A 10,074-nucleotide genomic window follows, 5' to 3' on the forward strand; every position below is an offset into this window, starting at 1 on the left:
CAGCCAAGATCCGAAGTCTCCTACATTCCCGGGAATTGGTAAGGACCTCCCCGATCGCCAGATCGGCACCGGTTGGTGCCATCATGGCTGTGCTACACAACCTTCAGCGAAGGGGGAAGTCATGGAAAAGATTACTCGCGTTGGCGTGGATCTGGCGAAGAATGTGATGCAAGTCCACGCGGTTGACGCTGCCGAACGTGTCGTCGTACGCAAGGCAATTGCCCGCGAACGGTTCGTGATCTGGTTTGCCAATCTTGAGCCGTGCCTGGTGGCCATGGAAGCGTGCAGCGCGGCGCACTATTGGGCGCGTAAGCTGCGCACGCTCGGACACGAAGTGCGGCTCATTCCACCGCAATTTGCGGCCCCCTATCGCAAGGGAGGTCCCCACGTGAAGAACGACGCACAGGATGCCGAAGCGATCTGTGAGGCCGCTAGCCGTCCACAGATGCGTTTCGTGCCGGTCAAGTCACCGGCCCAGCAAAGCGTGCTTGTACTTCACCGCATGCGGACCGGGTTTGTCGAGGAGCGTACCGCGCTGGTGAATCGCCTGCGCGGACTGCTTGCCGAGTTTGGTGTGTTTCTGTCGCAAGGCATCCGCACATTACACCAACACATCGTCGACCGTATCGAAGACGGCAGCAACGAACTCGCTGGTCCCGCACGCCAGGCCCTGATGCGTGGCTGGGCACAATGCCAGGCACTGGATGAGGAAATTGCGTGGCTTGACAAACAGATTGCCGAACACGCCGGTCATGATCCTCAGGCACAACGGTGCATGGACGTGTGCGGCGTGGGCCCTCTGACTGCCTCCGCCGCTGTTGCGACCGTCGTTGATGCGCGACAATTCAAAAACGGCCGGCAGATGGCTGCCTGGATCGGCACCGTACCTAAACAGAACAGCAGCGGCGGCAAACAGCGGCTCGGACGCATCACCAAGCAAGGCAACGACTATCTCCGAACCCTGCTGTTTCAGGGCGCGCGCTCAGCGGTTCTGACGGCACACCGACGTGACGACCGGCTCTCGTGCTGGATTGTCCAGCTCCAGGCGCGCGTCGGCTACTACAAGACGCTGGTCGCCGTCGCCAACAAGCATGCGCGTATTCTCTGGGCCGTGCTCGCGAAAGGCGAGAAATTCGATCCATCGCACGTGTGTATTGCTCCGCGCGCGGTGATTTGCGCAACAAACAGCTGATCCAGGCATCAACCAGGATCCACTATGCTCTCGAAGACGCAACAGGTAAAGGATAGCGACAGGTCAGACCGGCAGCGGGCGAACTCGATGAACCGTAAGGCGCCAAATCGCATCTATTCGCCGTCCCAGGGATGGAGTCCCGCTGCGCGGTTACTATCCGGGCCCGGGCGTAGCAACCACAGCGCCCAGCAAGGCCGTTTATAGGCATGCAGTCTGTCTCGCCGCCGTCCGCACCGCCAACGTCTCGAACGACACCGGAGCTTGACCAGTGACGCATTAAACCCGCTTGTCAAAACGGGGAGGTCCTTATAGGCGGTTCACTGAAAGGAGATGACGTCAAGTGCCGGCTTGCGTTGCCAGCACGCGCGGGGCAACGCCTGGCAGACCAGGTTCGTGTTGATCCGCTCGGACATCGACCAGCCGACGATGCGCCGGCTGGCCAGATCCAGGATCGCTGCCAGATACAACCAGCCCTCGTCGGTCCTGACGAACGTGATGTCGCTTACCCATGCCTGATTGGGCCGCCAGCCGTCGAAACGCCGATCAAGCAGATTCGGCGCCACTGGCAGGTGATGTGTCGAATCTGTGGTTACCCGATACGGGCGCTTGTAGACCGAGCGCAGTCCCCGACGTTGCCGGCTGCGGCGCACGCGCTCGGCGCTCGCCGGGTGGCCCTGAGAACGCAATTGCCGCACGATGCGAGGACGGCCATAGCTGCCACGGCTGGCGCGGTGAATGGCGGCAACCTCGGCGTCCAGCAAGGCATTGGCCTGAGCCCGCCGGCTTGGCTCACGGCCACGCCATTGGCAATAGCCGCTGCGCGACACACACAGAACTCGGCACAGTCGGCTGACGCTGTAGCGATCGCGATGCTGATCGATCCATGCATACCTCATCGCGACCCCTTCGCGAAGTATGCCGTCGCCTTTTGAAGGATCTCGATGTCCAGCTTCGCGCTGGCCAGTTACTTGCGCAGCCTGCTGACCTCGGCCTCCAGATCGTTGACCGGGCGACGGCTGGACGCCGGCGTGCGGGCAGCCAGCCCTGTCGCCGTGTCCGTGTTGCCGCTGCGATGATCACGGCACCAATTCCCCCAGTGTGGCCACCGGCACGCCTAGCCTACGAGCGGCCTCATGCTGACCGACGCTCTCGGCCAGCCGTACCGTCTCCATCTTGAATTCCGGCGTGTGTTGCCTTCTCGGTACCCGTTTCTCTGACATGCTTCCCTCCGTACACACAAAAAGTCATCAAACTTCTTGCTGTACGTGGAATCGAGGCAGGGTCAGTTCGAGAAAAACTGGTTCGCCGCTCAACAGGGGCGAGCTGCATAAATCTCTCAGCTATGGGATTCGCGAAACAGGGGCAAGGTCAGACTTCGGTCTGGGCCACTACGAAGGGCGCGGCTGGCGAGGATTTCATCGTCACGCCAGCTTGAGCATTGCCGCTTACGGCTTCTTGATGGCCGAACGCCGCATCGCAGAACAGTCCGGCAACAGTAAGAAAACTTCGTCGCACAAGTGCCTGCCATTCCCTCAGATTACCTCCTGCGCGGCAGTCCTTCGCGCGCAGCGTCACGTTCCCATTCAATCACGAGCCTACGGCATAGCTTGAGCTACCATTTGCTTGCTCGACTTGGCCAGTGTCCATGCGGCGGACGCGCCAGCGAAGTATTCCGTGTGTGACACAGTAAGAGTAGCGTATCAATGGACATGCCGATTTGACGTGGTGCCGGTACCGCCCGGCAAGCCGGGTATTCGATCGGTCTCGCGGCATCGGGTATACCATTCACTGGAGGAGCGCGTGTCAGGCCGAAACGCGGTTGTGGCCATGCCGTCGGTGGACGGCACCGACCGCGCGGCGCCGTCCACCGGCTGCTAAATCCAGCTCGCGCTGCTCGTCTGCGCGTCCGGCGCAGTCGGTGTGCAGTATGCGAGTGCGCCGTCGTATGCGGCGCTGCTCGTGATCTTCCGCGGCTTGGGCGTTGACGTTCTGGGTGTCCGTCATCAAGCGCGTGAAGACGATCGTGTGGCTGGCGAACGGCTGCACCCGCAGATGGGCGAGCAGCCCGTCGACGTGAAGGATCTCGCCCCGGCGAAGGGGTAGGCAATTGCGCACGCGAACGGACTGGGCGGACCGCATGTCGCCCGGCTTGGTGCCATCGTGCAATGTCTGGATGACTAAAAAAAAGACCGCCGAAGCCGGCGGTCATAAAAAGGGATACAGATAGATACAATGTGTTGGGGGCACACTGCAGGAACAATTATGCGCAGCGAGGGTAGGCAGAACAATGAGACGGACACGGAATCTGAATCGGACCAGTCCCAAACGCACAGCGTTCTGCAGCGCGTTGCGCGTTTCGGTCCAGGACGATTGCGTGCCGAACCAGTCAGATGAAAGCCACGCGCAATTCGTACTGGCATGATTTTTTGGCCGTCGCGTGCAACCTAGAATGCCTGCTGACATTCTAGGCCAGGAACACACGCATGCGATAAAGCCCGTGCGTATCGATCGGTGATGCGATCGGCCGGCCACCTTTCCGGACGCCCCACTGATCATGAACCTGTTTGCGTACTCGAAGACGGAGACGGCGCGCGCGTTGTTTGCGACCCGCGCGCATCGTTTCCGGGCTGCATTGACCGTTACCGCCGCGTTTGCGGCGCTACTGATTGTGAGCATGAACGCTTATGCCAGCGCGCCTTATTGCAACGGCCTGCTGCCCGCCTACAAGACGCCGGCCGACGCGCATCGGGTCGCGTTTGCGCATAGCCAGTCGGCCAGCGCGATGCCGAAGCAGGTCGACGCTGCGCCGCCGCAGCTGCGCCCGCCGCTTCGGATGATCCGCGCGACATCGTCATTCGGCGGTCGCATGCACCCAATCCGCGGAAGCTGGCACGAACACAACGGTATCGATCTTGCCGCGCCGACGGGCACGCCCGTTTACGCGGCTGCGGCCGGCGTCGTGTCGCGCATCGCGACGCATCGGAGCTACGGCAAGTATGTCGTGGTCGACCACGGCGCATCGCTGGAAACTCACTATGCTCACCTGTCCGCGTTCGGCGCGGACCTGCGCGTCGGCCGGCGCATCGCGGCGGGGGGCTATGTGGGCGCTGTCGGGCAGACGGGCTCGGCCACGGGTCCTCATCTTCATTTCGAGGTGCGGCGGCATGGCAAGCCGCTCGATCCGGTGATCGTGACGGCCGGGCTGGGTGGTCGGCTGATCGCACGCGCGGAGACGGTCGCGCGTGTCGAGACGGTCAGGCAATGCTGAATCGAACAGCCAAACAGCAGTCAAAAAAGAGCTGCCCGGAAACCTGGCGGCAAAGAGGGGAGATCGACCAGTGACGGCGCGCGAACGCGTCCGGGCCCCGCCAATGTTTCATCTTCCATCGCCCGGAGGAATGGGATGGCAAGCCGATGAACACCGGACAAGTACGTGGAAGTTTGGTGGGCCCCCCGTGAGTCGAACACGGCACCAATGGAGTAGGATGGGTAGCCAGCCCCTTGCGACGCGAAGATGCTGACTCTACGCTCCTCAGGATACCAACTACCTTCCTCCGAACGCAACGTGCAAGTTTCCAAGCATTACGCTCTCCAGCAAGGCGCGTTTTTGCCCTACGTATGTTGACCTATCTCGCCGCTGTGATGGGATCATGCAGATCGGATAGTTTGAGGCCATCGTATTCCCCTTTATGAATTCTTGTATGACACGGGGAACACACCGGGATCTGCTTTCGGTTCAGGGTCGCCATCAGACGCGAGAACCCCTGAACGGTGGTTCCCATCTTCCGAACGTGGCGAATGTGGTGCATTGCCACTCTGTCGTCGGAGCCACAAATGACGCAACTCGACCCCAGCTTGCTGCGGGTTCTCAATCGTTGATTTCGTTGGAACACGTGGTCCGGTGAGGGCACTTCCCCCACTTTGAATCGGGTAGGGTTGCGCGTCCAGTCCGAGACCGTAGGGAAGGTCGTAGCCGATGACTTCCCAGCGTGTGTTTTCTTTATCGTCAACCGATCTCCGCACTTGAGGAAGATCCGTCTTACCGAAGTCCTGTGCTTCCCAGCCAAGGTCTTCGCTGCCGAGTATTTCAGGATGTATTCGATCCTGCGCAGATCAGCGTAGTTGTCTGCGAAACTGTAGTAGTTAACCAGTCCTCTCAGCACCGCTCCTGCCATAGCGACGATTTGGTCATCGTCGAGGGCAATCCAAGCGCTTTTGGCGATGGGTGATCCGCCCTTGTCGCAGAACCCTCTGGAGTTCAGTCGTGCCACCAGTTTGTCGCAGGGGGCGCGCATCTGAGGCAACCATCCCGTAACCCGCTTCTGGTAACTGCGCCCATTTTTATCAGTTATGCGAACAATTTTCTGAGCATCACAACCCACCTTGATCCGGGTTCCAAAGAAGAAAGCTTCTTCGTCCTTGGCATGCCTGATGTGGGTTTTTTCCATATTAAGGGTTAGTCCGAGCTTACCCGTCATGAAGGATTTCACTTCGTCACGGATTTGTACGGCAAGATGTTTCGGGCCGTTGATTCCTACGCACCAGTCGTCGGCATACCGCACATACTTCACTCGAGTAAACGACCCATCATTCCGTGTCGTGCTCGAGCGCTTCTGAGCGGACAGCAGTGCTTTCAACTCCGCGACCACTTCTTTCCGTCCTTCAGCATTTGACGAACTAGCGCTCAGTTTCGAGCGCACCTTCTCTATTTGCTTCTGACGATAGTTGTACTCGGTCGTGGTCCGTCTCCTATCACCCACCTCGTGCCGTGCCATCAGGTCCGACACGAACATGTCGAGTTCGTGCAGGAAGATGTTGCATAAGATTGGGGAAACAATAGATCCTTGTGGTGTACCGACGAGACTTTCCACGGGTCTTTTGAACTCGTAGTAGCCAGCCGTCAGCGCCTTTCTGATCAGGCTCAGGAATCTTTCGTCTTTGATTCGGTGACGGAGGATGCGGATCAGAATATCGTGGTCAATACAGTCGAAGGCGGCTTTGACGTCGCCTTCGATGACCCACGTTACCCCGCTCCAGTGAGTGCGGATAGACTTTAGCGCCGTGTGGCAGCCGCGGTTGGATCGGAACCCATGACTATCGTCGCTGAAACTGCTTCCATGAGGACTGTCGTACACCGCCTCAAGGATCATTCGCACGACCTCTTGTACGATTTTGTCTCGTGGAGGGGCAATACCCAGCGGACGAGTTTTTCCGTTGGCTTTCGGGATGTGGACACGCCGCGTGCGCGCGAGAACCGGAACGACTCGTTCCTCAGTTGCGCGACGATATTCTCAATAGTCTTCGTTGAGAACTCGTCGAGCGTCGTCCCGTCAGCCCCTGGGGTCATGTTTCCGGGGACGCTCTTCAGCTTTTCGTACGCCACGACGAAGAGGTCGTGCTTGTACATCAGCCTGTACAGGTCGCCGTTGATCCAACCAGGTTTGGGTTCAACCTACGTAGTGTTTCCAGGCGTTCCAAGTCCTTGCTGCTCATCCGAGCAAACTTTTCACTTTCCTGAGAACATCCTTGCATCTTCGCTTCCCCTTACCCCGCGTTACCGGGGCAGCATAGGGCGTACTTTGGTGGGCCTTGCAGGGCTCGAACCTGCGACCAAAGAATTATGAGTTCTCTGCTCTAACCGACTGAGCTAAAGGCCCAACATTTCTTCCACAACGGGTACTACCGAATAGTCCGTTGCCGGAGCAGGCTGCCATGTTGCCACGGCTTTACCGCTCCTGCCTAGAGTTGCATGTCTCAACCCAGACTTTTAGGGATTACTCCCCGTAGGCAATCCCATGGTTAGTGCGCTCTCGTGCTCCAGTTTTAGGTGTCCAACTCATCCTTTTCGTCCCTACTTGGGCGTCGGTCGGCGGAGAAGCTTGGAGGGCATTCATAACCGCTGCTCTCCATGCGCCGAAACGGTCGTAAATATGCGTGACCGCCGGTTGCCGTGATACCCCGATCGGATTTGGCTTCTGGCAATACAGCCTTCACCATGACTGGCCTAACTGACAGACCTATCGAGCTTGTATATTTTGCTCTCATCTGCCTTTTGGGCGGCATGCTGCTGTCCCCTCAAGGTTTCCCCCTCAGGTATCCCGCAGTGTTCCCACTGAGGTAAGCCGCTGTTTTACCCACAACGCTTCAGTGGGGTGATACTGCTATCACAACGAGAGTGCACCCTATCCATGGCGCACTTATGAGTCCACTGCTCTAACCAGCATGAGCTAGAGGCCCGTCGCGATGCGCGCTGGACCGGGCGTTTCCCGGAGCGACATGCGATATGCGGAGTATGCGGCTTCGCCGGACTGCCGAACATGGGACGGGTTCATCACGCGGTCGGTCCAATCCGAAATTCGGCCTGCCCGGCGCACCGACACCCGGCCCGCCCCCTTGCTGCGCCCGTGGTACCGACGTCCCGATCCTGCCCCCGAATTGCGCTTCCATGCCGGGTAATTCCTCCCGCCGACACCGTCCGACAATGGGATTCAGCATCGATTCGAGCACGTCCGCGCCGTCTTCGGACGAGGTGCTCGAAGCGCTTGAAGTCGCACGCAAGGATCACCCGGGGCTGCCGGTGATCGCGAATACGGCCGCGACGGAAGTGGCGGATCTTGCCGCATGTAAGCGGGGCAGAGTCGGTCAATACTATGCGGAAGCCGCTCTCCATGGCCACGCTCGATCGTGCGATTCGGCAACATGTCGATCCGGCGCGTCGTGCGACACGCGCTGGGACGGCAGAGGCGGGCGAAATTGTGTCGTTGTCAGCTGACCGCATTGCGACACTCGCACGCGAATCGACATGCTTGCTGCTCAGAATGAGCCGCGGCGTCGGCGAGCGGTTGTTCGACGGCATACGTGCCGATGCGCATGCAACGAAAGGGGCCTTCGCGATGATCGGCGAATGGGCCGTCGTCGAACTGTGCCGGGAAGTCGAGCGGCTGGCACGGGAAGGCGATGCGGTGCCGATTGCGGAGGGGTTCGTCCGGCTTGAGGAGATCGCTGATGCGGTGTTGAGGTCAATGGGCAGCGTGTCCTTCGCTGGAGATGTCGCTCCTGGCAATGACGGGCAATGAGGATTGGCGATCGAGCTTCGGACTTCGACGATTGAAAAGCATGCCAGTCCGATTGCTCGTCGTGAAGAAGGGCGAAAGAATTCCGCACGATACGTCAATTCAATTCGCGGTACGGCTTCCATACGGAGGAAGGCTCATGTGCGCTACACCAACGAGGATTGTGATTGCCGATTGCCAGCCTGTGGTGATTTCCGGGGTGGCGTATGAACTGCGGCGGGAACCGAATATAGAGATCGTCGGCACGACGCGGAGCCGGGAGGGCTTGGCAGAGGCACTGGAGCGAGGCGATTGCGATGTGATCATCTCCGATCTGATGCCCTTACCAGACAGTGGCGATCACTGCGCCGGCATCACAATGCTGGCGTCGTTGCAGAGCCAGCATCCGGATATCGGCCTAGTTATTTTCACGATGATCGACAACCCCGGTGTGATTGCGTCTCTACTGGCGCAGCGAATTTCGTGCGTGTTCAGCAAGCGGGATGATCTCGACAAGATGCCGGAGGCGATTCGGGTGGCGAGGGCGAGGGGGGGGTATTTGTCGCCTGCGATTGCTTCGATCATTCGAAGGAACGAGACGGACGGGGCATCGTCGGGCGATTTTCAGGCATTGACGCCACGAGAGTTGGAAGTCACGCGGCTGTTCGTATCCGGCATGACGATCAACGAGATCGCTGCGCGTTTGAATCGACGAAAGCAAACGGTCAGTGCGCAAAAGCACAACGCGATGCGCAAGCTCGGGATCGGGCGGGACGTGGATTTAATCAGATATGCGATTGATATGAGGTTATTCTGATCGATAGTTGGACAGGCATGCGGAGCCTGTGGTCCTTCTGGTCAATCTGCCGACAACTGATTCGAGGCGTTAAACGACTCTTTCCGATGCGGATGCATGCGCGCGCGTTATCTCGGTCCGTCTGGGGCTCGAAATGCGAAATTGAGGCATGATGCGTTGCAATACTGAGGTCAGTTGGGCACGCAGGGCAATCGACCGTTGCGGTGAGCCTGCGGTGGCGACGGAAGGCGCGGGCCGCCCGGTGTCATATCGACTGTATCTGCCGTGTGGATGGCACGACGAACTGACGCGCGCCGTTCGTGCGGACACAGAGTGCCGGAGGTAGTGGAGCGGTTGCGGTCCCCCATGCTGGCGGGAAGGGGTATGTCCGACTGGCGCAAACGCCCGGAGTCTGGCGCAAGCTGGATGAGTTGGGGCGTTGTCGATTGAGAGCCTTGCAACTCAAGCACTGGAAACGCGGCACGACCATGCTCCGGGAACTGAGGGCGCTCGGCGTGCCATATCGATGTGGCGCGGCGCACTGCGGCGAATGCTTGCTTCTGGTGGCGCAACAGCGGACAGATGCTCAACTACGGGGATCACGGTCGCGTGATGCGACGGTCTGGACGTTCCCCGTCTCTCCTAATCTCAACTTCTCGCACCGCGCGGTGCGGAACCGCATGCCGGGTGGTGTGCCAGGGGCATAGCCATTGAGCTAGCGCCTATGCCGATTGTTCGTGGCCGATGCACGGTGAGCGTGGTGCGGAACTTGTGGAAGAGGCGGCTTCCGTGCGCCATATAGCGCGGGAACGCGCATATCGCCGCGACTTTCGGTCGGGAATCTGACTAATCAAATTGCCGGTGCGGTTCCCCTGTCGATACGATCGCGATGCACGAATGGCTCGCCGCCAGGCGAATGGACAAATCTTCGGTTCACGTTATTGGAGAACATCACATGGGCGTACGCGACATCACTGGGCGATCGGCATTGCTGCAGGCTGAGATAGCCGAGTCGGATATCAAGGACACGCAAC

At 59.5% G+C, this 10,074-nt stretch carries 8 protein-coding genes, 1 tRNA gene and 2 pseudogenes; 5 read left to right on the plus strand and 6 right to left on the minus strand.

What is annotated here, in order from left to right; translation table 11 throughout:
- Nucleotides 1–121: 121 nt before the first annotated feature.
- Complete coding sequence (locus tag BT264_RS36510; protein ID WP_072445493.1) at nt 122–1,192, plus strand: IS110 family RNA-guided transposase; 1,071 nt, start codon at nt 122–124, stop codon at nt 1,190–1,192.
- A 344-nt stretch (nt 1,193–1,536) separates the two neighbouring features.
- On the opposite strand, the pseudogene BT264_RS37685 reads toward BT264_RS36510, so the two are convergent.
- Nucleotides 1,537–2,412: pseudogene (locus BT264_RS37685) on the minus strand (IS3 family transposase); the annotation flags it as partial.
- A gap of 145 nt (nt 2,413–2,557) precedes the next feature.
- Between BT264_RS37685 and BT264_RS40325 the strand changes: the two are divergent.
- Nucleotides 2,558–2,874 (plus strand): annotated as a pseudogene (locus BT264_RS40325) (hypothetical protein); the annotation flags it as partial.
- Between the two features lie 121 nt (nt 2,875–2,995).
- Here the strand turns inward: BT264_RS40325 and BT264_RS36520 are convergent.
- A complete protein-coding gene (locus tag BT264_RS36520) occupies nt 2,996–3,331 on the minus strand; it encodes a hypothetical protein (protein WP_072445413.1) in 336 nt (111 codons plus the stop codon).
- 535 nt (nt 3,332–3,866) lie between these two features.
- Between BT264_RS36520 and BT264_RS36525 the strand changes: the two genes are divergently transcribed.
- Complete coding sequence (locus tag BT264_RS36525; protein WP_175960465.1) at nt 3,867–4,460, plus strand: M23 family metallopeptidase; 594 nt, start codon at nt 3,867–3,869, stop codon at nt 4,458–4,460.
- Nucleotides 4,461–4,818: 358 nt separating this feature from the next.
- Here BT264_RS36525 and BT264_RS36530 read toward each other — a convergent pair whose 3' ends face one another.
- From BT264_RS36530 to BT264_RS36535, 3 genes are all read right to left on the minus strand, one after another.
- Nucleotides 4,819–6,420, minus strand: a complete 1,602-nt coding sequence (locus BT264_RS36530) for a reverse transcriptase/maturase family protein (RefSeq protein WP_083596258.1) — start codon at nt 6,418–6,420, stop codon at nt 4,819–4,821.
- Nucleotides 6,339–6,599 (minus strand): hypothetical protein, encoded by a 261-nt coding sequence (locus BT264_RS37690; protein WP_083534447.1) that lies wholly within the window; start codon nt 6,597–6,599, stop codon nt 6,339–6,341. Before BT264_RS37690 ends, BT264_RS36530 begins: the two co-directional genes overlap by 82 nt.
- A 173-nt stretch (nt 6,600–6,772) precedes the next feature.
- A tRNA-Ile gene (locus tag BT264_RS36535) sits at nt 6,773–6,849 on the minus strand.
- 1,011 nt (nt 6,850–7,860) lie between these two features.
- Between BT264_RS36535 and BT264_RS37695 the strand changes: the two genes are divergently transcribed.
- Entirely contained in the window at nt 7,861–8,268 is a 408-nt protein-coding gene (locus BT264_RS37695; RefSeq protein WP_177318456.1) for an Hpt domain-containing protein, read from the plus strand.
- Between the two features lie 61 nt (nt 8,269–8,329).
- Nucleotides 8,330–9,061 carry a LuxR C-terminal-related transcriptional regulator gene (locus tag BT264_RS36545; RefSeq protein WP_256260773.1) on the plus strand — a complete coding sequence of 244 codons (732 nt, stop codon included), beginning with the start codon at nt 8,330–8,332 and terminating at the stop codon, nt 9,059–9,061.
- Between the two features lie 829 nt (nt 9,062–9,890).
- Here BT264_RS36545 and BT264_RS39720 read toward each other — a convergent pair.
- Nucleotides 9,891–10,074: hypothetical protein (locus BT264_RS39720; RefSeq protein ID WP_218173371.1), on the minus strand; the 184-nt coding region annotated here is incomplete at its 5' end.

Source organism: Burkholderia sp. NFPP32, from assembly GCF_900119325.1.
Taxonomy (GTDB): Bacteria; Pseudomonadota; Gammaproteobacteria; order Burkholderiales; family Burkholderiaceae; genus Burkholderia; species Burkholderia pyrrocinia_C.